The organism is Nostoc sp. NOS(2021) (assembly GCF_017115025.1).
Classification (GTDB): domain Bacteria; phylum Cyanobacteriota; class Cyanobacteriia; order Cyanobacteriales; family Nostocaceae; genus Nostoc.
Map to the genome: position 1 here is coordinate 1 of NZ_JABXKM010000203.1, position 26,997 is coordinate 26,997.

At 43.0% G+C, this 26,997-nt stretch carries 19 protein-coding genes and 1 pseudogene; 11 read left to right on the plus strand and 9 right to left on the minus strand.

Annotated features, from left to right (window positions below):
• Nucleotides 1-279 precede the first annotated feature (279 nt).
• The 3 genes from HWQ41_RS22305 to HWQ41_RS22315 all read left to right on the plus strand — a co-directional run bounded on the left by HWQ41_RS22305 (nt 280) and on the right by HWQ41_RS22315 (nt 2,752).
• The gene (locus HWQ41_RS22305) at nt 280-921 is read left to right on the plus strand and encodes an HAD family hydrolase (protein ID WP_292767665.1); all 642 of its coding nucleotides are present in this window, start codon (nt 280-282) and stop codon (nt 919-921) included.
• Between the two features lie 114 nt (nt 922-1,035).
• Nucleotides 1,036-1,626, plus strand: a complete 591-nt coding sequence (locus tag HWQ41_RS22310) for an HD domain-containing protein (RefSeq protein WP_292767667.1) — start codon at nt 1,036-1,038, stop codon at nt 1,624-1,626.
• Between the two features lie 133 nt (nt 1,627-1,759).
• Nucleotides 1,760-2,752: an ABC transporter substrate-binding protein gene (locus HWQ41_RS22315; protein WP_292767669.1), complete on the plus strand. Its 993-nt coding sequence runs from the start codon at nt 1,760-1,762 to the stop codon at nt 2,750-2,752.
• A 5-nt stretch (nt 2,753-2,757) separates the two neighbouring features.
• Here the strand turns inward: HWQ41_RS22315 and HWQ41_RS22320 are convergent, their stop codons facing one another.
• From HWQ41_RS22320 to HWQ41_RS22330, 3 genes are all read right to left on the minus strand, one after another.
• The gene (locus HWQ41_RS22320) at nt 2,758-3,213 is read right to left on the minus strand and encodes a GNAT family N-acetyltransferase (RefSeq protein ID WP_292767672.1); all 456 of its coding nucleotides are present in this window, start codon (nt 3,211-3,213) and stop codon (nt 2,758-2,760) included.
• A 54-nt stretch (nt 3,214-3,267) separates the two neighbouring features.
• Nucleotides 3,268-4,716 (minus strand): PQQ-dependent sugar dehydrogenase, encoded by a 1,449-nt coding sequence (locus HWQ41_RS22325; RefSeq protein ID WP_292767675.1) that lies wholly within the window; start codon nt 4,714-4,716, stop codon nt 3,268-3,270.
• A gap of 209 nt (nt 4,717-4,925) precedes the next feature.
• Nucleotides 4,926-6,269, minus strand: coding sequence for a DVUA0089 family protein (locus HWQ41_RS22330; RefSeq protein WP_292767677.1), 1,344 nt, complete (start codon nt 6,267-6,269; stop codon nt 4,926-4,928).
• Between the two features lie 1,085 nt (nt 6,270-7,354).
• On the opposite strand from HWQ41_RS22330, the gene glpK reads away from it, so the two are divergent.
• Complete coding sequence (glpK, locus tag HWQ41_RS22335; RefSeq protein ID WP_292767680.1) at nt 7,355-8,869, plus strand: glycerol kinase GlpK; 1,515 nt, start codon at nt 7,355-7,357, stop codon at nt 8,867-8,869.
• A 325-nt stretch (nt 8,870-9,194) separates the two neighbouring features.
• On the opposite strand, the gene HWQ41_RS22340 is transcribed toward glpK, so the two are convergent.
• Nucleotides 9,195-10,358, minus strand: a complete 1,164-nt coding sequence (locus tag HWQ41_RS22340) for a choice-of-anchor tandem repeat GloVer-containing protein (protein ID WP_292767683.1) — start codon at nt 10,356-10,358, stop codon at nt 9,195-9,197.
• A 931-nt stretch (nt 10,359-11,289) separates the two neighbouring features.
• On the opposite strand from HWQ41_RS22340, the gene argC reads away from it, so the two are divergent.
• The 3 genes and pseudogenes from argC (at nt 11,290) to HWQ41_RS22355 (ending at nt 13,969) form a co-directional block, all read left to right on the plus strand.
• Entirely contained in the window at nt 11,290-12,261 is a 972-nt protein-coding gene (gene argC / locus HWQ41_RS22345) for an N-acetyl-gamma-glutamyl-phosphate reductase (RefSeq protein ID WP_292767686.1), read from the plus strand.
• Between the two features lie 246 nt (nt 12,262-12,507).
• Nucleotides 12,508-12,621: pseudogene (locus HWQ41_RS22350) on the plus strand (IS1 family transposase); the annotation flags it as partial.
• Between the two features lie 265 nt (nt 12,622-12,886).
• Nucleotides 12,887-13,969, plus strand: a complete 1,083-nt coding sequence (locus tag HWQ41_RS22355) for a peptidoglycan-binding protein (protein WP_292767689.1) — start codon at nt 12,887-12,889, stop codon at nt 13,967-13,969.
• A gap of 28 nt (nt 13,970-13,997) precedes the next feature.
• Here the strand turns inward: HWQ41_RS22355 and HWQ41_RS22360 are convergent, their stop codons facing one another.
• The 3 genes from HWQ41_RS22360 to HWQ41_RS22370 all read right to left on the minus strand — a co-directional run bounded on the left by HWQ41_RS22360 (nt 13,998) and on the right by HWQ41_RS22370 (nt 17,675).
• Entirely contained in the window at nt 13,998-16,280 is a 2,283-nt protein-coding gene (locus tag HWQ41_RS22360) for a glycoside hydrolase family 10 protein (protein WP_292767692.1), read from the minus strand.
• Nucleotides 16,281-17,042: 762 nt separating this feature from the next.
• On the minus strand, nt 17,043-17,234 hold the full coding sequence (gene rpsU / locus HWQ41_RS22365; RefSeq protein ID WP_094333031.1) for a 30S ribosomal protein S21: 192 nt from the start codon (nt 17,232-17,234) through the stop codon (nt 17,043-17,045).
• A 120-nt stretch (nt 17,235-17,354) separates the two neighbouring features.
• Entirely contained in the window at nt 17,355-17,675 is a 321-nt protein-coding gene (locus tag HWQ41_RS22370; RefSeq protein WP_292767694.1) for an RNA-binding protein, read from the minus strand.
• Nucleotides 17,676-18,121: 446 nt separating this feature from the next.
• On the opposite strand from HWQ41_RS22370, the gene HWQ41_RS22375 reads away from it, so the two are divergent.
• The 4 genes from HWQ41_RS22375 to HWQ41_RS22390 all read left to right on the plus strand — a co-directional run bounded on the left by HWQ41_RS22375 (nt 18,122) and on the right by HWQ41_RS22390 (nt 24,702).
• Nucleotides 18,122-19,516 carry a TldD/PmbA family protein gene (locus HWQ41_RS22375; RefSeq protein ID WP_292767696.1) on the plus strand — a complete coding sequence of 465 codons (1,395 nt, stop codon included), beginning with the start codon at nt 18,122-18,124 and terminating at the stop codon, nt 19,514-19,516.
• A 165-nt stretch (nt 19,517-19,681) separates the two neighbouring features.
• The gene (locus tag HWQ41_RS22380) at nt 19,682-19,927 is read left to right on the plus strand and encodes a hypothetical protein (RefSeq protein WP_292767698.1); all 246 of its coding nucleotides are present in this window, start codon (nt 19,682-19,684) and stop codon (nt 19,925-19,927) included.
• Nucleotides 19,928-21,428: 1,501 nt separating this feature from the next.
• Complete coding sequence (nifH, locus tag HWQ41_RS22385; RefSeq protein WP_292767701.1) at nt 21,429-22,319, plus strand: nitrogenase iron protein; 891 nt, start codon at nt 21,429-21,431, stop codon at nt 22,317-22,319.
• 973 nt (nt 22,320-23,292) lie between these two features.
• Nucleotides 23,293-24,702: a right-handed parallel beta-helix repeat-containing protein gene (locus tag HWQ41_RS22390; RefSeq protein WP_292767703.1), complete on the plus strand. Its 1,410-nt coding sequence runs from the start codon at nt 23,293-23,295 to the stop codon at nt 24,700-24,702.
• Nucleotides 24,703-25,368: 666 nt separating this feature from the next.
• On the opposite strand, the gene HWQ41_RS22395 is transcribed toward HWQ41_RS22390, so the two are convergent.
• A complete protein-coding gene (locus tag HWQ41_RS22395; RefSeq protein ID WP_292767706.1) occupies nt 25,369-26,055 on the minus strand; it encodes a phosphate ABC transporter permease in 687 nt (228 codons plus the stop codon).
• 39 nt (nt 26,056-26,094) lie between these two features.
• The gene (gene dapB / locus HWQ41_RS22400; protein ID WP_292767709.1) at nt 26,095-26,931 is read right to left on the minus strand and encodes a 4-hydroxy-tetrahydrodipicolinate reductase; all 837 of its coding nucleotides are present in this window, start codon (nt 26,929-26,931) and stop codon (nt 26,095-26,097) included.
• Nucleotides 26,932-26,997 lie beyond the last annotated feature (66 nt).

The following is a 26,997-nucleotide window of genomic DNA, read 5'->3' on the forward strand; positions in this document are numbered from 1 at the left end:
CCGGGTGTGACGGCTCCGATTGTTGGTGCTAGTAAGATAGAGCATCTCAAAGAAGCGGTTGAGGCTATAGATTTGGTGCTTTCTGAGGAAGAGCGTAAGTTCTTAGAGGAACCTTACAAACCTCATCTGATCATAGGGCATCGCTAGCTTGAGATTTTATACTGCCGATGAAGGCAGATGAACGCAGATAATTAGCTAAAATCATCTGGGTTGATCGGCGGTTTAAATTTGGGCTTGTGATCAACCCGTAGTTGACTAAGAATCAATAATACAATACGAGTGCGAACAGAACTGGTTATTTTTGACTGTGATGGAGTGTTAGTAGACAGCGAGACATTGGGTAATCGCGTTCTTGTCCAATTTGTCGCAGAATTCGGACTCGCGTTAGAGCTTGAAGAAGCCATTTTATTATTCAAGGGTTGCAAAATGGCTGATTGTGTTGCTGTCATTGAGCAAAGGCTTGAGCAGAAATTGCCGCAAGATTTTGTGACTCAGCTTCGTGCCCGGACTACCGAAGTATTTAAGCGTGAACTGCTTCCTGTGGAAGGAATAGAGGCAGCTTTAGACAAAATCAATCTACCTATCTGCGTTGCTTCCAGTGGCCCACTAGAAAAAATTAAGTTAGCTCTACGTGTCACTAACCTGCTACCTCGATTTGAAGGACGTATCTTTAGCTCCGATGAAATTGGAAGTTGGAAGCCAGCACCTGACTTATTCTTATATGCAGCTAAAAATATGGGAGTTCAACCTTCATCTTGCACTGTTGTAGAAGATAGCGTTTTGGGTGTGCGTGCAGGTGTGGCCGCTAGTATGAGAGTTTTAGGGTATACCAATCAGGATGAGGCTACTCTACTGGAGTCATTTGGAGTAACTGTCTTTCACTCAATGTGCCAACTGCCTTGTTTACTGTCAAACCATTAGTTTATATGGTTGGATAATGTCAGAAAATCTAACCCAGATCACTTAACTGAGTTGCAAAAAATAACTCACATTGGATAAACAGAGAATTTTGAGGTTTACATCAGGAGTAATGTAATGACATCATCTACAAAAAGACCTATTGCCACCTATACACGAATGGCAGATGGAACAAAAGAGGATTATCTGCTGTTACGGGAACACTCTAAACCTCGCTTGAATCAGGTTGCCGATCGCGCACTGACACTTTTAGTTGGCTTACAAGAGAGTTATCCAGGAAATCTGATTGATCGCTATCAGCATTCGCTACAAACGGCAACACGGGCTTTTCGGGATGAGGCAGAAGAAGAGGTCGTGGTGGCTGCGTTGCTTCACGATATTGGAGATTTATTAGCACCCGTCAATCACGCACAGCTAGCAGCAGCTATCCTCAAACCTGATGTGAGTCCAGCTACCCATTGGATAGTTGAACATCATGGGATTTTCCAAGGCTATTATTTCTGGCATCATACAGGACGCGATCGCCATGCTAGAGAAAAGTTTCGAGGTCATCCTTACTTTGACCGCACTGCTGAGTTCTGCCATAAGTGGGATCAAGAATCATTTGATCCAAACTATGATACTTTGCCGCTGACTTTCTTTGAGCCGATGGTACACCGGATCTTCGCTCGTCAACCTTGGGGTCAGCATACAAAAGAGGAATCTTAATGAGGCAGGAGGCAGAAGGGAAAAGGGTTTTAGCACCGTTCCTCTTTCTTCACATAGTTATGTCTATTTGTACCTTTCTACTTAACGTTGAGATTAATGTTAGCGAAAAAGTATCGGAGTGCAGGAGTCAAACATGATTCGATTCGACCATACTAACAAGGCACTCATTCTGTTGGTTGCATTCCTCCCCTTGCTAGGACTGTATGGGTGTGGGCAACTAACCAGCCCGCAAAAAGCAGCAACTGTTGATCTGTCGCAAGTGACTGTGGTGCTGGGCGATCAAGTCGGTGGTACGCGAGCGCTTGTCGAAGCCGCCAATGCACTTGAAGGTGTGCCGTATAAATACAAATGGGCAAGCTTCCAGGGTGCAGCACCTTTGTTTGAAGCGCTGCGTGTGGGTGCAGTCGATACCGCGCCTGCCGGCGATCTTCCAGTTCTGGCCGCAGCTGTGGGTCAGACGCCGCTGAAGATCCTTGCAACCAGGGTCGGCAAGAGCGAAGGACTTGGCATCATCGTTCACGCCGATTCTCCGATCAAACGTGTGGCCGACCTGAAGGGAAAGACGGTGATCGTGTCTTCGGCGCGGGGCAGTGTCTCGCAGTACCAGCTTTACGGTGCGCTCGAAGAGGTTGGTCTCAAACGCAGTGATGTAACGGTTAAATTCGTGTTGCCGACTGATGCGGCTGCGGCCTTCTCATCCAAGAGTATCGAAGTGTGGGCGACCTTCGATCCCTACTTCTACGTGGCGCAGCAAAATGGCGGGCGGGTGCTGCGCGACGGCCAAGGCATCAACAGTGGATTGTCGTTAATCACCGCAAGCGAAGAGGCCTTGGCCAATCCGGGCAAGCGGGCGGCGATCGCAGATTTTTTGAAGCGATTGAACAAAGCTAGCGACTGGGCGATCGCTAATCCAGACGCCTATGCTCAGGTTTACGCGAAACTGTCGCGCTTGCCACTGAACACCTCGAAATCTATTACCCAGCGTTCCGCGCGAGAACTACGCCCGGTTAGCAATGACGATATCCGCGCATTGCAAACTGTGGCGGATCGTTCCTACCAGGACAAAATCCTGCCTGTACGGATCGAGGTGCGTTCCATCGCCGACCAAAGTATCTGGACGAAATGACGCGTTTAGTCAAAGCGATCGCACTCAGGCATCCAGTAATATTCCACATTCGGTTGACCGTTGATTTTGTTTATTGACAGTTTGCCCACTTTGAAACCGTGTCGTTCGTAAAAAGCACAAGCTCGGATATTCGCTTGTAATGTGTGAAGCTCTAAACCTTGGGGACAAATTGCTTTAGATTTATCAAGTAATGCTGAACCAATACCCTGATTTTGGTAAGTCGCATCTACAAACAGCTGGCTTAACCATTGTTCCTGTTTGATGACTACAACAAAACCGACAATCTGATTTTCAACTTTAGCCAGCCAAACATCCCCGCGTGCAGCAAGGTCATCACGAAATCGAGCTTTCCATAAGGAATATGGCTGTGGATGTTTAATATGAGAAAATGTTTCATGCCAAGTTCGATACCACAGCTGAACGGTATCTTCTAAATCATCTAATTGATAGGGACGAATCATCACCACGATATGGCAAGTTAGTTTTAAAGTACTACTTTAAAGTTTGCAGATCGTTTACTTAGTGGGCATAGAGATTTCCCAAATTCCTTGATTTCCACCATATTCCAAAACATAAATCTTATTGCCGATAATCTCATCATCAATGGGATTACTAAAACCTTGGACAATGCGCGTGGCGTTAAGTTTATAGTTGGTAGTTCCTACTTTAGTTAACTTTAAATGCAGTAGGTCTTGGCCGGCATCTTTAAAAGGGCCTGGTATTGTATCGCCAGTAGGGTCGCCTATCGTCCAACTCAACATGAATCCATCTTTGTTGAATTCTGGACTCATCACTCCTTGTATATCAAAAACTAAGCCCAAAGGAGAACGGTGTGATGTAAAACTGCTCAAACTTTGCCCCAGAACACTGGCGTCTTTGATTTTGCCATCTAGAGGATCACGGAAATTGTCTGCGTCCGGCCCAAAATTAGGAATTGGTTCAATTAAGTTTCCAGTAGGCCGAACAGGAAAGGTTGGATCGTTACGATAGTAGCCTTTTGTGACTGCGCCAAATATGGGGTTTAACAAACGGTCAGTGGCAGGATTATAATTGGGGAATTGTTGGGGATTGTCTGTCCCACCAATACGCCAGGGAAAGCCGTAATTACCACCTAAACGTAGCCAATTTAATTCTTCTGACATGTCGCGATCGGGGCCATTATCTGCGCCAAATAAATCCCCATTGGGTGCAAAAGCCATATCAAAAGTATTACGTGTTCCTTCTGCAAAAATATAGCCAGCTGTCTTTAAGGTTGCTCGATTGTTTGCCAGAAAGAGATTTTTGCCATTAGTAGGAAGACGCAGTATACAGGCGGTTAATCCGACTTCGCGAGTATTGGGATATAGACCATCAGCAGACTGAACCTCACCGTGATCGGTACGAGAACCGCTATTCACATAGATAAAGTTACCATCCGGGCTAACAACCACACCGTTGAAGCGATGGTCATAGGCTGTTTTGCTTTTGGGATAGCCTGCACTCTTAGCTAAGATAGACCAGATACGTTGTCCTGTACTCGAATTAATTACGCCTTTAACAATAATAGCTTTCGTCTGGCTATTCCCAACGTCTGCATTGCCAACCAAATAAATTGTCCCGTTAGGGCCAATGGCCATACCTTCAGTCTCAGCTAGACTATGATTACTAGAGTTGTAGACAAGTGTACTAGTAGAAGCGGCTAAATTGACTTGATAAATCTCACCATTTTGTTTGAGGTAATAGAGGGTATTGTTTCGTGGATCTTTTGCAATCCGAACAGAAGCAGAGGCCGAGAATGTATTGAGAATATTGCGAATCTTAATATCAGGACGCAGGGCTTGAGGTGCAGCATTTACTCCAATAGTGCCATGATTTAATAGAACTATTGTAAATAACAGCGTTTTGGCAGCGAAAAAGCACCTTTTTAGAGCGGAATTACCGATAAATCTGCGTTGAACTTGGTTGAATGATTTAGTGTTATTCATTATTTTCTAGTCAGATGATTTTGTTGCTAAATTTTCTTGATGAGGAAAAAATTTTAGAGATTACGGGGTGAAATGAGCAATGGGTACTAGCTTATAAATAGTCCTTTGTTGGGTAAGGGGGGACACGTCGTTGTGTCGCTCTAGCCAGCAGTAAAAGTATCCTTCAATCAGCCTTCTAATATCAGTACTCTCTGAAGTTGACAACGTTCTTATGCCAAACTAACTTTTAGCGTATAAGGAACAGAGTTGCTGTCACTAGAACCAGAAAAAGTTCCGCCATCTTGAGGGAAGAAAGCATATTTACTCACTGAAATTGAGTACGTTCCAGCACCTAGTGAAGCGGTGATTAATGACCCAAAATCGGGGCCACTATCGTCGTCACTTTGCAGTAAAGTCCCAGCATTGTTAAACAGTCCGATAACTGTATCATCGGTTGTCACCGTACTGATGGTGACAACTTTTGGATTTGCTAGAGAAAATGTAAAAAAGTCGAAATCGGGATTGTCCCCCGGTTGAACTGTTACTAACTCACCTGAGAGATTAACGTCTGAGCCTGATGATAAAGAACCCAACCCTTCAGCGCTAGCTAGTGTATTGTTTGTAGCTTGTCCAGCATTTTCCCGCTCATAGAAAAGGAAGTCGTTACTATCAAGTCTAAGGTTCACTCTCCCTTGGACAATACCTATAATCTCATCTGGCTCTGTTCCAGGTTTGTCTAAGAATATTTGTGTGTTGGCTCCAACAGATTGCAGGCGGTAGTCTTTTGGAGAGCCTTTGAGTTCTATTTGATCTTCATTAGGGTTGAAGTCAGTAATAGTAGCCAAGTCCCCAAAACCAGCATTCGTAGTGTTTTTATCGTCGTAGTAGACATTTTTAGCGTCCCCAAGGACAAATCTATCTACCCCAATCCCACCAGTTAAGGTATCAGTTTCCCCTAATCCAGGTGGAAGCAGACTACCCGGAAAAACACCGATGAGGATATCGTCTCCAGACCCCCCATTGAGTATGTCATTGCCGGGCCCGCCCTGTAAACTATCATTGCCGTCGCCACCATTGAGGATATCATTGCCCAAATTACCATCTAACGTGTCATCGCCTCCTCCGCTATTCAGAGTGTTGTTAGCAGTATTACCAAAGACGAAGTTGTTAAGACTGTTACCTGTCCCGTTGATGGCGCTAGTTCCGGTCAGCGTCAGGTTCTCTAGATTGATACCCAGTGTGTAGGTGACAGAAGACCGAACGGTATCTGTGCCTGAATTAGCAGCCTCCGTAATGGTATCAGCAGCACTGTCAATGATGTAAGCGTCGTCGCCCAGTCCCCCATTTAAGCTGTCAGTACCCAAGCCGCCATCAAGTGTGTCATTGCCAAGGCCACCGATTAAACTGTCGTTTCCCGTCCCACCAAACAGTTTATCGTTACCAGCCGCACCATTCAGGGTGTCGTTACCGGACGGACTATTGGCATTACCACCATTAATCCAACCATATATTGTGTCATCTCCCGAAGTCCCATTTCTGGTGTCAGGAGATGTAGTGCCGTAAATAACTGCCATATTATTTTTCCTGAATTTCTAACTAATGCCTAAGTTCGGCCTCAGTCAAAGAACTTTTTATAAGTTCAAGTTTAAATACAGATGCTTTTATTAACCTAATTAATACTAATACTACTTAGAAAATATTAATTATTGATTTGGTTAGTTGACTATGCAAATGGTAAGTAATTGGGTCAAAATTCATTTATTTTAATTATTTTCCCTATATTTTTTCATTTTCAACTCACCTGTAATTATTTAATTATCATGAAGTACAAGGTTACATCAACTTCTTTACCAAATCTTCAAAATGTAAAGTTTGTGATTTTTAATCTTGTTAGAAATTTTTATAAAGTTTTATTAATAATTGCTTTAAAAATACTGCTTTTTTAGTAAAAATTACAATGTTTTTCAGCTTAATAGGGTATTTTCGTTAAGTTAAGTTTCAATATCAATTTTCTTTTGTAAAAAAAATACTTTTATATTATTCAAAAATATTCTAAAATACATAAGTTAAATTTATAGATTATCCAGAGCATTTTTGAGCTTAATAACACTTAAGCTTTACATAAATTTTATATGCTTCCTTTAAGTACTAAAGCTTATTCTGGGAAGGGATGCCCCAAAAAGCATGATGCTAAATTCAAGCTTAATGAACCTAATTAACTCATCAGTGCTGGGTAATTTTGCCTCGCAAACTAGTTTAAACTCCAGAAAATGAATCTAAATACAGCAATTATCATTATGAGAATGGTTATCAATGGGAGTAAGTAAAAAGGAGTGACGAGATTTTATCGTATTGACACCTCACCCATCACTCCTTATAACTTGCGCGTTGATTAGCTGTTACGCATTATTAAATTACACCAGCTTACTACTTCATTTATCCTCTAACTAAAGAGGGGGATAATCATTAAGTTAATATGTGCTTTTATATACAACTTTTTTGCAATTCAAGATAATGTTTTGACTGAAGTTTGTGCCTCGGAGTGTGTGTTGAATGATATCTCTGTGTTGGAAGGCCCAATTCAAAATGTACACAAAATAATGTATATCTGATTTGACGTATATTGCTAAAATCGCCAGCGCAGCATGTCAAAACGCCTATGCACACACTTGGCAACACAACTCCATCATCGGGCTACATCTTAGCACTGGACTTAGGTACAACAGGCAACCGCGCCTTTGTATTTAACGCAGACGGCAAGATTGTTGGGCAGGCATACAAAGAACTAACTCAGTATTATCCTCAACCCGGATGGTTAGAGCATGACCCCCAACAAATCTGGCAGGATACCTGTTGGGTGATGCAAACCGCAATTGGGAATGCCCAGATTGCTCCATCAGCGATCGCAGCCTTGGGACTAACTGTGCAGCGTGAAACCTGCTTGATTTGGGACAAAACTACTGGAAAACCATTCCATAGAGCGATCGTCTGGCAAGATCGTCGTACTGCTCCCCTTTGCCACCAATTACAAGAGCAAGGCTACGCTGATGAAATTTACGATCGCACCGGATTAATTATCGATGCTTACTTTTCTGCTACCAAGCTCAGATGGCTATTAGACAATTTTACTGATATTGATCTGAACAATGTCTTGGCAGGAACCATTGATACCTGGGTGCTGTGGAACCTTACAGGTGGGAAAGCCCATGCTACTGACCACAGCAACGCCAGCCGGACAATGTTGATGAATCTCAAAACCTGTGAGTGGGATGAGATTTTACTGGATCTGTTTCAGATTCCGGCTCATATTTTGCCCCAGATTCAGCCTAGTTTAGGAGTATTTGGAGTTACTGATACTACTTTGTTGGGCGTAGAAATTCCCATCACTGCCATCTTGGGGGATCAGCAAGCTGCTCTATTTGGTCATGGCTGCGATCGCCCCGGTTTGATGAAATGTACTTACGGTACTGGTAGCTTTTTAGTGGCTCATACAGGTAATCAAATTGTGCGATCCCCGCATCAACTCATTTCCACAGTGGCATGGACACAAGCAAATTCAAGGGGGACTTTAGATGTAGGCTATGCTCTTGAAGGCAGTATGTTTACTAGTGGTGCTTGTATCCAATGGTTACGCGATCGCCTGAAGTTGATTAAAACTGCTGCTGAAACTGAAGCGATGGCAAATCAGGTAACAGATAATGGCGGAGTCTATTTTGTGCCTGCATTTAGTGGATTGGGTGCCCCCTACTGGGATATGAGCGCGAGGGGAGCCTTTTTCGGCATTACTGCCAGTGTACAACCAGAGCATCTAGTTCGCGCCGTGTTGGAAGCGATCGCCTATCAAGTTCTGGAGGTGGTGCAGGCGATAAATGCATCTAACAGTACTCCAGTTGGGCGATTAACCGTAGATGGTGGTGCTTGCGAGAATAATTTCCTAATGCAGTTCCAGGCTGATGTGCTAGGTATTCCAGTTGAACGGCCGATAATGCGTGATACGACCGTTCAGGGTGCAGCATTTGCAGCAGGTTTAGCTGTAGGATTTTGGCAGAGCTATGAAGCACTGGTGCAGCAACGGCAAATTGAGCGTGTGTTTGAGCCGGTGAACAATTTCCCATTGTCCAATTTTGCGACTTGGCAAAAGGCAGTGAAACGCACTCTCGCTTGGGAGGACTAACCCTTCACCAAAAAGAGTTAAAGCGTTTCCACTTTCAAATAGTCAGTAAGCTTGACTATCTGAAAGTGGAAAAATCTACGTTCTACTATTTATTTTGCACGTAGGTCGTCTGTCACACAATGAGAGGATTTTAGATTTTAGGTTTTAGATTTTAGATTGAAAGAGCAATCAAGTCACTTGCTCTGTTATTTAATTTTAGACTTCGGCGTTAGCGCTACTTCTCTACGAGAGGCTGCGCTAACGACAAGGCTCAGTACAAGTCAGTCGAACGCTTTTGAATCTTCAATTCCATCTTCAAAAATTTAAAATCTAAAATTCGGTGAGGCTATGGTGTAAACTTAAACACGGTTCCTTGTCCAGAAGCGCCACCAGTAGAGGCGGTACCGTAAAATGCACCATTAGCAAGTTGAATTAGCGTGGACTGCGGAGTTGCTCCATTCGTGCCATTAAAACTAAATAACAAAGTGATGGTTCCTCCAGTCAACCGATAGATGGCTCCTTTATTATTTGCCCCACCTGTAGAAGTTGTACCATAGAAGTTACCGTCACTTCCTTTTGTGAGTGCAGCTGTGGGGTTTGCCCCATTGCTGCCATTAAAACTGGCAACTAAAACCGGTGTACCGCCACCGAGCGGAACCTTGAATATAGCTCCTTTATTACTGGCTCCACCCAGAGAAGTCGTGCCATAGATAAATTTAGCAGATTCAATTAATCCAGCCTGGGGACTTTGCCCATTAGCACCACTAAAGCTATATGAAGTTATTAATCCTGCGGGAGTTAACTTGAATGCCACACCTTTATTACTTGCTCCACCAGCTGAGGCGGTGCCATAGTAGTTTCCGTCACTAGCTAATTGCAACCTTGCTAATGGAGTTGCTCCATTAATACCGTTGAAGTTAACTACGGTATTGATGATACCACCAGTCAGCGCAATCTTGAATATAGTTCCTTTATTATTGACCCCACCGGCAGAAGTTATCCCCACCAAGCTACCATCGCTACCTGAAATCAATCGACCTACTGGGTTGGCTCCATCAGTGCCATTGAAATTCAAAAGAGTTGTCAAGTTTGTAAAAGTTGTTTTTTTCAACTGAAACAACGTACCAAGGTTATTTGTACCGCCTGTAAAGGTCGCACCATATAGATTGCCATCACTTGCTTGGAATAATCTAGCAACTGGGTTAGTTCCATTGGTTCCAGTGAAGTTAACTAGTGTGGTCAGAGTACTAAAAGTAGTACCACTTAATTTGAATGCTGTTCCTTTACTTTGCGAACCACCTGCGGAAGTAGTTCCATAAAGATTGCCATCGCTCCCTGGAAGTACACCTGCACTTGGGGCCGCTCCATTAGCACCGTTGAAATTTACAACGGTCGTTAATGTTCCTGCAAAGGCTTGTTGCAAGGGCAATACTAATGGAGACGCTAACACAGCCAGGGAAGTTAAAATTAATACCTTTTTCTTGCTTTGACGTTGTTTGCACAGATTCATCTTGTTCACTTAACTCCTACAAAAATTTGCTCAGGCACGAACCCGAAATAAATCGAATCTACCCTTCTGGTAGACAAAACGCACTCGCCTTCGGAAACTGCTCCGCAGAACATAGTTCTGACTTTTCACGGGATCTGGAAAACCTCACTTCTATTTCTCTCTCCTACAAGGAGAGAGACTTTGAATTTTCCCCCTTCCCGTGTCGGGAAGGGGGCTAGGGGGTTAGGTCTTTCGTGGGCTTTTCCACATGATGTGAATTGTCAGGAACATAGTTTCACTGTGAGCGTAGTCGCTTATCCGTTTTCATGAGGCTCTTCGATTTATTTTTATGAATCTCCCTCAGACTGGGTATAGCGATTCTCGTATGGATGCAATATGCTATGGGGCGCAAAACTTTGCACTCCTCAACAGATATGTATTCCATACAATTGAAAACAGCTACAATAGTTTGACATAACGGATTTTGTAGTACCTGATGTCACAACTAATTTGTGACATCAGGTACTATAAATTCGTTATTTAAGCTAGTTTTTAGTGAGAACTCACCAGCAATTTTGGTATAGTCTTGGTCAGGAAGAATTCAGAAATCCTCTGGCTGCCTACACCGCAATGCCTGTATTCACACTTAGGTTAATTGCTTAAAATTAGATCATTTATGACCTCGTTCAGTAGGATAACATACTCATTATTTTTTAGATGTCGTGAGCAACACAAAAAAATTTAATTAAACTTTTACCTCTGCGATGGGAATCCGATTTGATTTTTGAAAAAACTCTTGTAGGGTGGGCATCTTGCCCGCCTTTGGCTAAGGGCGGGCAAGATGCCCACCCCACAATAATTAGTTGAGTATTTTTTTATTTGTCAGTCCCTGATCAGAGAGCAAGTAAGTATTAATTAGTCAAAATATCACTCACATATATATAAGAAACGCATGACTACTAAACCGAAGATTTTCATTGATGGGGAATCAGGAACCACAGGCTTACAGATTTACTCACGCCTCAACCAACGGGATGACGTCGAGTTAGTTAGCATTGAGGCATCTAAACATAGGGATGCAACTGAGCGAGCTAAACTAATCAATGCCGTCGATGTTGTCATTCTCTGCCTGCCTGATGACGCAGCCCGCGAAGCTGTTAGCTTAGTCAGTAGTAGTACGGTTAAGATCCTTGATGCTAGTAGTGCCCATCGCACAGCTAAAGACTGGGTATATGGCTTCCCTGAACTAAATCCAGGACAGCGAGAGAAAATCGCCAGTGCCCAGTTTGTCAGCAATCCGGGCTGTTATCCTACAGGATTTTTAGCTTGTATCCGTCCGTTGATTGCTAAGGGACTTCTGAAGAGTAACTTTCCCATCACCGTTAATGCAGTGTCAGGTTACTCTGGTGGCGGAAAGAATCTGATCAAACAATACCATGTCTTTCACGAACAGCAAGCTGGGGGAGAGTCGCTCTACCCTTATGGCATCTATGGTTTGCAGTTTGGGCATAAGCACGTTAAGGAAATGCATCAGTATTCGGGGTTAGCATCGCCGCCGCTGTTCGTACCGGCAGTGGGAGATTTTGAGCAGGGGATGCTGGTGCAGGTGCCTTTACCGCTAGGGATTTTGGATAATCCACCATCAGGTGAAGTCATTTATCAAGCAGTTGCTAACTACTACCAAGGTGAAAAGTTCGTGCAGGTTGCTCCATTTCAAGATTCTACTCTGCTGAGAGACAGAATATTTCTGGATGCGATGGCAATCAACGGTACCAATATTGTTCAGGTTTTTGTATTCGCCAATGACGCTAGCAAAGAAGTGTTGCTAGTTGCTCGTCTTGACAACTTGGGTAAGGGCGCATCGGGAGCCGCAATCCAAAACCTAAACATCATGCTGGGTTTTCCAGAAGAGTTGGGATTGTAATCAAAGGCTCAGATTCCCGACTTCTTTAATAAGTCGGGAATCTTGTTGTTCACGAATGAGAGCCATTTAGAAAGTAACGTCGAATGGACTGCTTGAGAAATAAACTTGCGATCGCGAGTCCAAATTAGTCCAAGGCAAGTCGTCTGGCTGATAGACTATCTGGAGCAACTGTTGCTGATTTTCACACTTCGTAAAATTCCGTGGCGGTCTATAACAGCTTTCCAGGCTTGCTGAAACACCTTTAGCCAAAGAGTTTCACGCTTAGTACGTAAAACATTGTCTTTCTCAAAATCACTTGACAACCACATTGGGTCAGTTTGGTATTTCGTTCATCACGATAATGCTAGTTTACGGAGTTAAATCATTACTATGCACTATAGCAGGGAACTCTTAACAGGCTTGAAAGTCTCTTGGTGTCAGTGTTTTCTGATTAGCTGATGTCAACCGCTACCTGGCAACTGCTATACTACCCCGGTCAGAAGCCAGAATTGATAAAGAGTCTAGTATGATTAGTATATTCATTTATCATAAGTTTTCCTGATTTAACTATTCAGACGGATGTATTCTGATTCCTGAATTGTGACAAAAAATTAGCTGAAAACAATTCTTTCATTAAATAAAAACTATGAGCTTTCAACTTCAAGCTTTGCAACTTCCTACTCTCAAGAAACAGTCTGAAGGGCTGATTGTAACTGCTTGGCAGAAATTTCTTTTAGATAATGAATTCTCCATTGCTGCCGTTGATGGAGATTTTGGTAATATTACAGATCAAGCAACTCGTGAATATCAGGCTAGTAACGTTTTAACGGTAACGGGAATTGTAGATACTGCTACTTATAAAAAAGCGCTAGAGCAAGGTTTTGCAATTTATTTTGCTATTTATACCGATGGCGGAAAAAAATTATTAACCTATCTTAACTTTGGCGAGAATGAGGTCAAAGACTTACAACAAAGTTTAACAGCGATCGCTCGTTTGAATCCTCCGTTAGTAGCTGATGGGGACTTTGGCCTCAACAGTACAAAGGCACTAAGCGAAACTTATAAGAAAAGAGACATCAATTTTCGAGCCGAGTTAGCTCAACAGCTTTCTAATACAACCAAAACCAAGCTTGGCATTGATTTGGAGTTGGCTTTAGACAACATAACCGAATACGCGAAAAGATTAAGACAACGACTGAGTGGAAAAGACTGGGTTAATTTTTTCCCAGACAGCGACTTAATTGATGATTTGGCTTCTCCCTTTCGTCAAAAAGTACAAGCTTTTGAGCAAGCCTTAAAAAATGCCGGAGCTAATATCAGTATCGCTTCGGTATTCCGTCCCTCAGAACGGGCTTATTTAATGCACTATTCTTTCCGTATTAGTACTAATGAAATTGCTGCCAAAGATGTTCCACCTATGCCGAATGTAGATATTAATTGGCTACATTACACAGGAACTGCCTCTGTTCTTGCTGCTAAAGAAATGGTGTCTGCTTATAATATTGCTTTTCGACCTGTTCTTACCTCTCGTCATACCCAAAGATTAGCAATTGATTGGGAAATTACTTGGTTAGGAACCTTAAAGATCAAAAACGCTAGTGGAGCTATCGTCAGCATTGATCAGCCACGAACAAGTTATGAAAATTCTACTTTATGGCAGGTGGGCCGTTCTTACGGTGTGATGAAATTATCTAGCGATCGTCCCCACTGGTCTAATGATGGACATTAATAAAAGGGAGCAAGTCTTTACCTTCCTCTTACCGCCGACTGCGAAAACCCTGTTTTCCATTAACTTGGTCAAAGAGGACATCGTATTTATCAAAAAATGCGATTCCAGTATTTACAAATATAGTCAGTTCTGCCTGTGGTGAGATACTCAAATTCCAGCGATTAAATCCGTCGCGGGTTCCTGGTATCAGACTGTAATCAAAAATGCCATTAATTGCTACTTTCACAGCATTTGCTGAACCTAATACTCCTGGTTTGAGTTTACCTGCTGTAGAAGCTGACTTGAATTCAGTCAAACCATTAATAGTTGCAGTATCAGCGATCATTCTGCCATTACAAGAATTTTTAGCAGAACTCCTAGCAATAGTTAAACAAACTTTCCCCAGTCGAGAGTCCCATCTGTTACCGGGTACACCATTAATTTCGGGTTGTTGACTCCAAGAAGCCATTTTGAAACCTGCTTGATTATCAGCAGTTAAACCGAGAATTAGGCTGCCATTGTTGTTACTACCACCATTTCCAATCACGATAAATCCGTTACTCAAATTGCCTGGTAATTTTCTCAACGGGTTATAGGGAAGTGACTTTTCAAAATAATTGACACCGACAATACCCGAAAATGGCGCACCACTCTTTGCTGAACAATTAGGTTTTTGGGCAGTACATTGGCGACTAGTAACAATCTGTACGGGAACAGCTTCGGCGGTGGGAATCAAACCAAACCGGACATTAGTATAAACTAATTCTCCCTCCAGGATAGTACCATCACTTAATACCTCCTTGATATTTTGACCTGTTTTTTGGATCGGAGCATTACCTAAAAACTCTTGGGGAACTCTTAGCCCTGCTGACCCTGTATCTAATAAAATACGTCTTGGCTGACCACCTGCGATCGCCATTTCCAAAAAATAGCCGCGAACACGTTGACCGAGGGAAGGTTTTGGATATAAAGGTAAAGATATGGTGTTAAAAGTTGGCTGGCGGGGTGTATTTTGAGAGATGTCGCGCAACGCTGAATTGGGAAAAAGAGCCGCGAATGCTGATTGGCGTTGGGCTGCTGGTTCAGGCGCGATATCCCAAAGGCTTTCGTAGTAGAAAAAGCCGATACCTAAACCGCGTTGTTGCACTGCTTCTACCTGGGATTGGATTTGTGGTATAGAAACTGGGCGATTTCGTAACCCCGCGATAATACCGATACCAGTCGGGATGATTTGTTGGGTTTCTAAAATTTCTGGGCGGGTAATTTGAGCGATAAAACTTTCTAAATCATTACGGTACACCTGCATAACTAACTCATCGACAATACCCAACCGTACCCAGTTGAGCCAGTCTTGCAGTTGCAGCTTGTAAGCAAAATCATAGTAATTGGGAGCAACTGAGAAGATAGCATTCGGTTTTCTGGCTTTCACAGTTTGGTGGAGGTCTACCATGAATGCAGTAATTTTATCTGCCCGCCATTTTATCCATGCTTGAGCTTGGGGATTGGGTGGAGGAGGATTGCCAGTTTCTTGAGTATATAGACTAATTGTGTACTTATCGTAACCAAACTCTACAGGTAAACTCGTATGGTCGTCAAATTGAACGCCATCAGCATCGTATTGAGTGATAACTTCCATCACGAGTTGGCTGATAAACTTTTGCACTTCCGGGTGAAAAGGATTCAACCACGCTACTTCACCCGCAGCACTAATTGAAGTTTGAGTCCCATCCCGCTTTTGTGTTAGCCAATCTGGATGCGACGATGCGAGTTCCGAAGTTAGAGGAACCATAAAACCAAATTCAAACCAGGGTATTGCTAGTAGCCCTTGTTTGCGGGCTTGAGTGATAATGTCTGCAATTACATCTTGTCCATCTATTCCCTTGAAGAAAAAGGGGATACCCATTTTTTGCATGATGGCGCTGGGGTATTGTGTATAACCATCATTCCAGACTACGGGATACACAGTATTAAAGTTTAACTGCCGCAGTTGGCTCATGGCTGCAAGCACCTGTGAACGATTTCTGAAAACGCTAAAATCGTTACCACTTAGCCATACCCCCCGAATTTCCTGACGAGGTTGAGGAGGTAGTTGGGCAACGGCAGGGGCAAAGCTGTTGAGTAGTAATACTGCAAAGAATGATATCAGACATAATAATGGCAGCAGACGCTTCCTCAAAAGCCACCAACCTTGATGAATTAAAGGCGATGTCTGTTGACTCACTACGTGTAGCTTGCTTAAACCTAGTAGTACCCGTCTACGCACAGGCTTAAATAGTAAGTTCGTTAGAGTCGCATTAATTTCTCTGCTTTTTTCCCAAAACTGAGTTGTCATTACTTCTGCTTACTCAACGGCGGTTAATTGGTCATATTTCATTCCATATAAACCAGGACTTACGCAAACAATAGCCGAAACTATTATTTTCAGGTAGGGGCAATTCATGAATTGCCCCTACAGTGTGTAGTTTTGCGTAAGTCCTATAAACGTTAAATTGCTACACTAGGAAAACTTATCAGTAATTTAGCTGCAAGATAGTTGACGCAGTTATAAGGTTAGTGGTGCCAAATAGAAATATTTCAAGTGTAAGCTGTAGTTAGGCTACTTGAGGCAATGCGAGATGCTGTGATGATATTTATTGTTGTACTATCGTCAAACCGATGAATTTCAAACCTCATCAAAACAGTTTTGACGACAAACTAAGCACAAGCATTGGGTTGGCCATTGGACTGCTGTTCATTGCGGGCAGTTTTTGGGTGCGTAACATAGTCGCGCACGAAGGTGCAACGCTAAAGGAAACACGGGGCACGGTGTAACTTAAAGGATAAAGTGCCCGCAGTCGGTTGAACTGGTAATTATAAATATTTGTATCCATAGAACATTGTCACAGCCAAGAATCCCACGGCTTGAAGTGAAATGAGCGTAGCGATATTTCCGTAGCCGTGAGAGCGTCAAATTAGCCATCCCATTATCAGTTATGGCTTTGCCAAAACCTACCCTTTAGATTCTCCTTTGGAGTACAGCGATCGCCTCTTCGACAGCTAAGAATCTAATGAGAGAGTGCGATCGCATAGCTTACCGTAGAGGTATCGCTTGTTCTCAATTGCGACGGAAATTCCGCTTACGTTGCTTGTGCCTTGCGACTTCTTTGCGCTTGTGTTTTTCCAAAGGCGTTTCAAAGTGACGATGCTTTCTCATGTCTGGAAAAATACCTGCTTTGGAAACTTCCCTCTTAAATCGACGTAAGGCTGACTCAATTCCTTCATTCTCGCCCACAAATACTTGGGTCATTTTCATCTCCTACTTAATTGGTACTGGGCAATTTTAAGCCATCCAGTAGACCGAAGCGCAAAAAGGGCAGATAATGATTCTGCCCTTAAGACCTTAAAACTGAATTTTTTATCTTAAAGTTTAGTAGCGTCCTCGAGAGTATCCACCGCCACCACCACTGCTGCCGCGACGGTCACCACCAAAGGAACCACCTCTATCTTCCTTCGGTTTAGCCTTATTCACTTTCAGGTCGCGTCCCATCCACTCAGCACCATCAAGAGCTTCAATGGCAGCTGTTTCTTCAGCTTCTGTACCCATCTCTACAAAAGCAAAGCCGCGTGGACGCCCTGTTTCACGGTCAGTAGGCAACTGAACACGTTTTACAGAACCATGTTCGGCAAAAACAGAAGTGAGGTCTTCTTGTGTGACCTCGTAGGATAGATTACCTACATAAATTGACATGCATTATCTCCAAAATCATAGGTGTGTAGAGATTTAGATTTCGGAGACAAGCTTGTTAAGACCAAAAGGAAAAAGCCTGTCAATACTAAAAACAAACACTGTAACCGAATTTTATTCTCACCTAATTACCTTAGCACATCATTCAGTTCTTACCCACCGTAAAAAAGGAAGTACTAACAGTCAGAGTGCTACGCGCAAGATTGGGTATTGAGCAAAACAGTTCCGAATTCCGAGTCTGAGTAAAGAAGTGAGATTCTCCCCTCAGCACTGGGCACGGGCTAAACAACAGCTATCCGCTAACAAAACTCCTCAGGGATATTGGGCATTCTTCCCCTGCCTCCCTATCTTCTAGGTCAGCGATTCATGGGCGAACTCCGATATTGAATAGCATAAATTCCCGAAATAATTGCAAAATAAATGCAGTTTGTGATTGTTACTGCCTGTAAATGCTGACTACACTTGCTGACGCCCAAAATTTACTTTCTGACCTCATCGCCCGCTACTCAGGGCGTGTAGATTATCTGATGATTCGCCTGGAAGAAGCAGAAGGGACTGATATCTTGTTGCGTGGCGACAAAGTAGAAACCCTCAGTGAAGGCATCTCCATTGGTGGACATATTCGCGCTTGTTATAAAGGTGGATGGGGGTTGAGCTGCTTTAACCAACTGGCGACAATTAAGGATCGTATAGAAGAAGCGATCGCTGCGGCGCGGATGGTTGGTGATGAAGAAACTTTACTTGCACCCATTGACCCGGTGCAAGCAGTATGCATTCTCCCCCTAAAAGGCACCGACCCCCGAAAAATCCCCCTCTCGCAGAAAAAACAATTGTGCGATCGCTATGCCCAATTGCTCAAAAGCGTTGATCGCCGAATTACCACTACCTCGGTGCGTTACGGTGACAGCGCCCAAAAAGTGATCATCGCTACCTCAGAAGGCACTTTGATCGAGCAATCTTGGGTGGATATGGAAATGCGCTTTGCCGCCACCGCCAGAAATGGCGAAACCGTGCAAACTGGACGAGAAACTACTGGCTCTCGCAAAGCTTACGAAGATTTAACTGATTTGGATGAACAGGTCAAAGGTGCCGCTCAAAGAGCGATCGCAGCTTTATCTCTGCGATCGCTCAAAGGCAATACTTACACCGTAGTCATTGACCCAATTCTCACGGGTTTATTTGTCCACGAAGCCTTCGGACATCTTTCTGAGGCCGATATGGCTTATGAAAACCCCGATCTGCTGGAAGTGATGACCATCGGACGGCGGTTTGGCCCAGAAGAACTCCAAATTTTTGATGGTGCGGCCCCAGAAGGACATCGCGGTAGCTATTTTTACGACGATGAAGGCACGCCTGCCACTACTACTCAACTAATTAAAGATGGAGTTTTAGTTGGACGTTTACATTCTCGTGAAACTGCTGGCAAATTGGAGGAAACGCCTACGGGTAACGCACGATGTCTCAACTATCACTTTACTCCGATTGTGCGGATGACAAATACCTGGATTGAACGGGGTAAAACACCAATCGAAGACTTATTCACCGATATCAAAGAAGGAGTTTATGCCCGTAATTGGTTGGGTGGAATGACGAATGGGGAAATGTTCACCTTTAGTGCTGGGGAAGCGTGGATGATTAGGAACGGCAAAATTGCTGAACCTGTGCGGGATGTAACGCTTTCGGGAAATGTATTCCAAACTTTAGCGGATATTGAGGCTCTTGGTGATGATTTTTACTGGGATGAATCCGGCGGTTGTGGTAAGGGAGGGCAAAACGGCTTGTCAGTGGGTTGTGGTGGCCCGAGTCTGCGAATTCGAGATGTAGTAGTTGGTGGAGAAATGTGAATTATCCGCCGCTATAACCAGTATTTTGGGTATAGCGGCGGACTTAGGAACTGACAAATAAAATGCTAGATGAATTTGACCCTATCTGTCTAGCCAATTCCTCTTAGAGAGCCAAATTTAGAATTGCTGACTATTGATGGTAGTAATTGATTCTGGAGTTAAGGTATGGATGCCTACGAAAGAAGAGCTAGAGAAGTTCAAGAACTGATGCAGCGCTTTGACGCTGGGGACTTTGATTTTACTAACAGCTTTTTCAGTACTGATATGGATGCTTCTGAACTGGTTAGACGCTATGCTGCTGGGGAGAGAAATTTCTCTGATATTGGTCTGACTAGTCTCGATTTGAGCAATATTAACTTGGCTGCGGCTAACTTGACACCAATGGCTTTTCGGCCCACCCCACAAGATTGAATAATTTGTTTGTTGTAACGGGACTTAAACCGTAGAGGGCAGGGGAAGTTTTGAATTATAGGTAATTAAGCGAACTTGATATTATCGGGTGAAATTTTGTGAGTTATTTAATCTACTTTCGTGAGGAAGTTTTTGAGTGCAAAAATCAGAAATTCTGTTTTCGTTGTCAAACATTAGTTTTAAATACTTTTATCAAATACCCAAAAGTATCTAACTGCACATATTGGCTATGATAAATAATTTAACTAACTGGCAACCTGTGAGCGTGTAACTTATGACTATTAAAGATTCTAAGGATAATGTTCTGTCGAGTAGATAAATAATTTTAGATTTGGCAAATAAATCAGTGACATGTATGTTATGGTTTTTATAGGAATCAAAAAAGTGAAAGCACAAAAAGACTTCAAGACAAGTTTGAGGCAAGCTCAAGAAAGTTTTTTTGCTCTGGTAAGTCCACTTCAATTAGCTACATCTTTTTTAACGAAAATCTAAAACTAGATTGAGTAGGATAGTAGCCTTTGTAACAACTTGAAGTCAATCGAAATTTATCTGGGTATGAGCCAATAAGAGTTGGCTAACCTAGCTAGAGCATTATCCGTTAAAGGCAATTACTCTTGGAGTCTGGGAAGAAAGACTCTTAGTACAGCCTGACAAATCCATAGAAATACAGAATATTTACTAACTTAGTCTTGCGGGAGCAAACATTTTCAACCGCGAACTAAGTTGAAGCAGTTGCTGACTTTTGGAACGAAAACTCCAAGCAGAATGGTGTCGTTCCACAATTTTCAGGAATTTAACCATACTGTTAAAAGTCACCTAACGCAATGTGCAATTTATTCTTGTCACCCCGCTTCCATTCCTCTTCCCCACTCCTGAGAGGCTTTGAATCTTACTCCCCAACGCTAGTAGGGAAGGGGTTAGGGGTTAGGTTTGAGAGAAAGTCGCACACGGCGTCACCAAGATACTAGTCTAAGCCAGAGTGTTAGGAGTTGCCTGTGCAGACATTATAGTACTGCACTTGTAGCTACCACTTTTGGGCTGGAATTTATCCTGCTGCATCAATCACGAAACGAGAAGCGCTATAGATGTTCTTGGCGACTTGATATCTGCAAAATTAGAGAAGTTGTAGCGACCATTTAGAGTGGATTGCAATTTGGTTGGTTGTGTGGTTCAGGGAACAAATCTGCGTTCATTTGAATTCCTGCTGTAACCACTCTTGAGGCTTGAGCAACCATTTGGGATTCTGTTACAACAACTGACAATGCTGAAGTCAAAGTTTTAAAGGCTTCGTTATTAGGAGATAGAGATTTCTGTATCCCTTAAGCAATCGCTTCGTGGGTAAATATGTTCTGATTTTAACTGTTTTTGGCAGGGTGCGATGTCTAGCGATAAGTTGCTATATGTCTACGCCAACAGGCTCTACTTCCCTACAGCACCAAGGGTGAATATCTCACATCAAGCTTCCAACTCATCAACTAAATTATTGTAGGAAAACACAACCATGACTGACCAAAAGATTAGACAAATAGCTTTTTATGGTAAAGGCGGTATTGGTAAATCTACCACTTCTCAAAACACCCTAGCAGCTATGGCTGAAATGGGTCAACGCATCCTCATCGTTGGTTGCGACCCTAAAGCTGACTCTACCCGTTTGATGCTACACAGCAAGGCTCAAACAACCGTTCTTCACCTTGCTGCTGAACGTGGCGCAGTAGAAGATATAGAACTCCATGAAGTGATGCTCACCGGTTTCCGTGACGTTCGTTGCGTAGAATCTGGTGGTCCAGAACCCGGTGTAGGTTGCGCCGGTCGTGGTATCATCACCGCCATCAACTTCTTGGAAGAAAACGGTGCTTACCAAGACCTAGACTTTGTATCTTACGACGTTTTGGGTGACGTTGTGTGTGGTGGTTTCGCTATGCCTATTCGTGAAGGTAAAGCACAAGAAATCTACATTGTCACATCGGGTGAAATGATGGCGATGTACGCTGCTAACAACATTGCTCGTGGTGTTCTTAAGTATGCTCACACTGGTGGCGTGCGCTTGGGTGGTTTGATTTGTAATAGCCGTAACACTGACCGGGAAATCGACCTAATCGAAACCCTGGCAAAACGCTTGAACACCCACATGATTCACTACGTACCTCGTGACAACATTGTACAACACGCAGAATTGCGCCGGATGACTGTTAACGAGTACGCACCTGACAGCAATCAAGCTAACGAATATCGGACATTGGCTCAAAAGATCGTCGACAACAAGAACCTCACTATCCCCACCCCCATTGAGATGGAAGAGTTAGAAGAGTTGTTGATTGAATTCGGTATCCTCGAAAGCGACGAAAATACCGCAATGCTGGTTGGCAAAACTGCTACTGAAGCAGCAGTATAAAGTATTGCTAAATAAATAATGGTTTGGGGTGGGCAAGTAGCCCACCCTTTCCCCAATTTTTGCATTTCTTTGTTTCAATCCCTAATAGGGATTTTGGTGAATTGCAATTTATGTTGTAATGTTCTAATAGTGTAGTAAGGTATGTTTCAATCCCTAATAGGGATTTAGATGAATTGCAATTCATTCAGATGGAACATTTATTCTTTCTGATAGTTTCAATCCCTAATAGGGATTTTGGTGAATTGCAATAGTATTGATTGCCCGTTCAAAAGACACCATTTGAGTTTCAATCCCTAATAGACATAGGAGTGAAAATGGCATAGGCACAATTCATGAATTGTGCCTACCAAGGATTTCGAGCAACGCATAATTAATTTCACCAGATGTCTAATAGGGATTTTGGTGAATTGCAATTTCCAGCCGCTTTCATTGCGGTTCGGTGATAAAGTCAGCTAAGGTGAGCGATCGCTTGTTAATAAGCGCCAACACTAGGGCGTGTTTTCAAACTCGTTATATCCTAAGAAATAGGCGATCGCAGACAGGGTAGGTTGATGAACCGAGGAGACTCGTCAATATTAAAACTGCATCCCTGACATCAGACAATGACAGGGACGGCTGGTTTGATTTGGAACTTTCAGGAAATCCCCAAAAACTGACAAATAGCCTATCTTACTTGCAAGGATTGGGAGTAAATTTGCTGCAACTAGCGATCGCTAATTCCCTAGTTAAGGCTGAAAATAATTGTCCTGCAAAGTCTTTGATACTTTTCTACAACTTTTGTGTATAACACCGTTATAGACAATGAAAAATCATCTTTGGCAATTGGCGATGTCTCTTGACTTGCCCCGACGCGGCCTTTGTTGTTGATCTTCACCAGGTCGGCTCTATTGTATTCTGTATCTAAAAGAGTATTCAAAATTAGTGAATATCCTGATATTTTTGTTAAGTAGTGCCGATCAAGGAGCATTTTCTTATGGTAATTCTAGGTTTCACTTTAAAAGCATATCTTGCAATTCCCGTAATATTAAGTCTTTTGGCTGGGGGAGAATGGATAAAAGTATATTTTGAAAACGCCCGTCAGGTATCCACTAACAAGGAAATGAGCCTATCCAGGGGTGAGCTAATCAGCACTAGAACGACTCCGCAAATATACTATGTTAGTGGTACTGGGAACGACGAAAATAATGGAGTTTCTTCCTCATCCGCCTTTAGGACAATTCAAAAGGCAGCAGATGTGACTAACCCTGGCGACACAGTATTAATTATGAACGGAGTATACACAAATTCAGCCAAAGCTGGGAGTGTAGTAAATATTAAACGTTCTGGAAATGCAAAAGCATGGATTAGGTATAAAGCATATCCTGGGCATTTCCCAAAAATTCAGCACAATACATGGAACGGTATCGTGATTTCAAATGGAGCTTCATATATCGAAATAAACGGGCTGGAGGTCATCGGGAACAATGCCAATGTAACCCTTGATTATGCGATGAGTCAGAAGACTAATAAACAAAACCCACTGACGAATGGAAACGGCATCAACGTTGATGGACGAAAAAATGGTCATGTTCATCACATCCGTATTCTGAACAACAAAGTGCATGACTGTGGAGGAGGAGGTATCTCAGTAGTCGAGGCTGATTATGTGAAGGTGGATAATAACACTGTGTTCAATAATGCCTGGTACTCAGTCTATGGTAATAGTGGTATTTCGATGTTGAGCAATTGGAATTCTGACAACAACCGGGGATACAAGATGTTTGTGACCAACAACAAGACCTACAACAATCGGATGTACATCCCTTGGATTGCGGTCGGAAGGATCACAGACGGTAATGGCATTATTATCGATAGTTCCAGAAATGATAATAACTCCCAATTGGGTGCATATACAGGACGTACTTTAGTTAAAAACAATCTGACATTTAATAATGGTGGTTCAGGTATTCATGCATTTTTTAGCGAGCATATTGATATTCTAAATAACACTGCTGTTTTAAATAATCAGAGTCCAGAAATTAAAGGTGGGCAAATATATGCTCATACGTCAGATGACGTCCGAATTCTAAATAACATTCTCTATGCTTTTCCTGGCAAGGATATTAATATTAACGTGAAAAATAAAAACGTTATTTATGATTATAATATCTACATCAATAGTTCTAAGATAACTGTTCAGGGGCCTCACGATATTGTTGCAGACTCAGAGTTTTTAAGGAAGCATCCCACTCTAGAAAAAATATCTGGCGATTGGAAATCGCGGCTAGATAAACAAAATCCGCCAAGGCAGACTTATGTAGAGTCTAAGTCGGCAGGTTTTGTTTGTGGGACAGTAACTTATCGTTTGGAAGGGAAACTCATCAAGGTGGGATGCTCCTCTTAGCAAGAAGGCAGGAAAGAGAAGCCAGAGCTATTTCATTCTCATCTAGCCCGCCTCAGAATTTATTCTGAGTCTAATAGCGAAAGTCGTCTAAAGACGACTGAGAAAAGGTTATAGTCCGTTAAAACTGACTTTAGTTATGAGCCGCGGAACTTCAGTTCTGGGCGGTTTATGTCTAGAACGAAATAGCCCTGAAAGAGAAGCCCATACTGATTACATCCTGCTGCCTCTTTCATATCATGTTCGGGTAATTAGTTATGATTCCCATAGTCATTGCACCCCACACGCCAGATGCAACAAGAGTGGCTCGCCGCCCAACGCACTGGCTCCCCTTAATTCCCTAAGAGCCGGCTCTTAGGGGAGAGAAAGCGCAGCGTTGGCGGGGTGGGGTTCTTCAGGTTTAATAAGTTAGAACTTACGCACTTTACAGATTGACCATCATGTGAATGGTAGGCTTTTTAAGCTAAAAGTCTTGCCCTGCCTCGTTCCTGGGCTGCCGCCTGGGAATGCGATCAACTAGGCTCTGCCTCCCGTCAAACCAGGAGGCAGAGCCGGACACAAGAGCATTACAAGGCTAGAGCCTTGTAACGAGACGTAATTCACAGTTAGTTGTCTCTGTCAATGCGTAAGTCCTATAAGTAATCAAGCGGACATGATATCACTTCTTCTTCAATCCTCTACTCTACGACGCCGCCGACGTGGCTTTTGTTGTTGGTCTTCACGCAAGCGGCGACCGACTTCGTTAAAGAAATCCCGCCGCAGATAAGGATAATCACTAACCCACAGGTCACGACTGGGAAAGTATATATCGCTGAATTGTTCAATACTGCTCAAATCTGCGCGATTTGACATCACTACCATTTCTGCAATTTGGCCGCGAGTAATAACTTTGTGGGCAGAACGTAATGGTGCTACAAACTCAATCCTAAATCCTGTGTCATCACCCACCTCTAAGTTTATCTGTTTTTCTCGGTTTTCTATAATTACCAATTCACCTTTGTTGTTGACTGTTTCGGTTTTACCCATTAACTGGTCTGTAATCCACCAATCTAGCACTCGACCACGGAAAAAGCCGCCGTATTTATAACGGCGGCATTGTAAATTCCGCATACTTGCTTGAAACACTGGATACCACAGCCAAAAAAAAGCGCTAACTACCCCTAGGACAAATACTATTGAAGCAAACTCAAGTTTGAAAACGAATGTCGCAAGCAAAATAGCAACTACGGCAACTACAGAAATTAACAGCCGTTGCAAAAAATTTGAGAATTTCCCCCAGTAGTACTTGTATTGCAAACCAGTTGCAATTAGGGGGACAACTTGTTCAAATTTCTGGCGAGTCAGTGGTACTAACATGAGTGCTGAGTGATGAATGCCCAATTGTCTGTTTAAAGTTTAAAGTATCTTTTCTAATCCATATACTAACGACTTTAGCGCTAAGACTTTGCGAATCGCTAGTAGCACTCCTGGCATATAACAAGCGCGATCGCTCGTATCATGTCGTAGAGTATAAATCTGTCCTGGTGCGCCAAAAATAACTTCCTGATGGGCAATCAATCCTGGCAAGCGAATGCTATGAATTCTAATCCCTTCTTCTGCTATACTGCCTCTAGCTCCTGGTAATTTCTCCGTTTCTTCTACAACAGCCGGGTTAAAAGTTTTACCCAATTCTCCTAGTAACTGCGCCGTTTGAATGGCAGTACCACTGGGAGCATCAGCTTTTTGGTTGTGATGCAGTTCGATAATTTCCACATGGTCAAAATATTTGGAAGCTATGACTGCGGCTTGTTGCAACAGCACCATACCAATGGAGAAGTTAGGAATAATTAGACAACCAGTGCTAGCTTTGTCGGCAAAGTCTGCCAAGTCTTGAATTTGTTTTGGACTTAACCCAGTGGTGCCGACTACAGGACGAATCCCGTAGGCGATCGCACTACGAATATTGTCATAAACTGAATCAGGATGGGTAAAGTCTACAATCACTCCTGGAGGAGACTTTCTGTCACCAGCCACATACCCTAACATCGGCTCTAATTGATTGGTAATTGGCACTTCCAGGGGTTCGCTTAAACCCGCCAACTCTCCAGCGTCTTTATCTTGATGTTCGGGACTGTGGTCAATTGCACCCACTAGGTTTAAGTCAGGCGCTTGCGCCACCGCCTTAACCACCTCACGGCCCATTTTACCAGCAGCACCGTTGACAATAACCGGGATAGGAGCTTGATTCGTCATAGGTCGAGAAATACTTTTTGAGTCAACAAGGGAATTTTGACACTCGCCGCCAATTTATTGACGGCG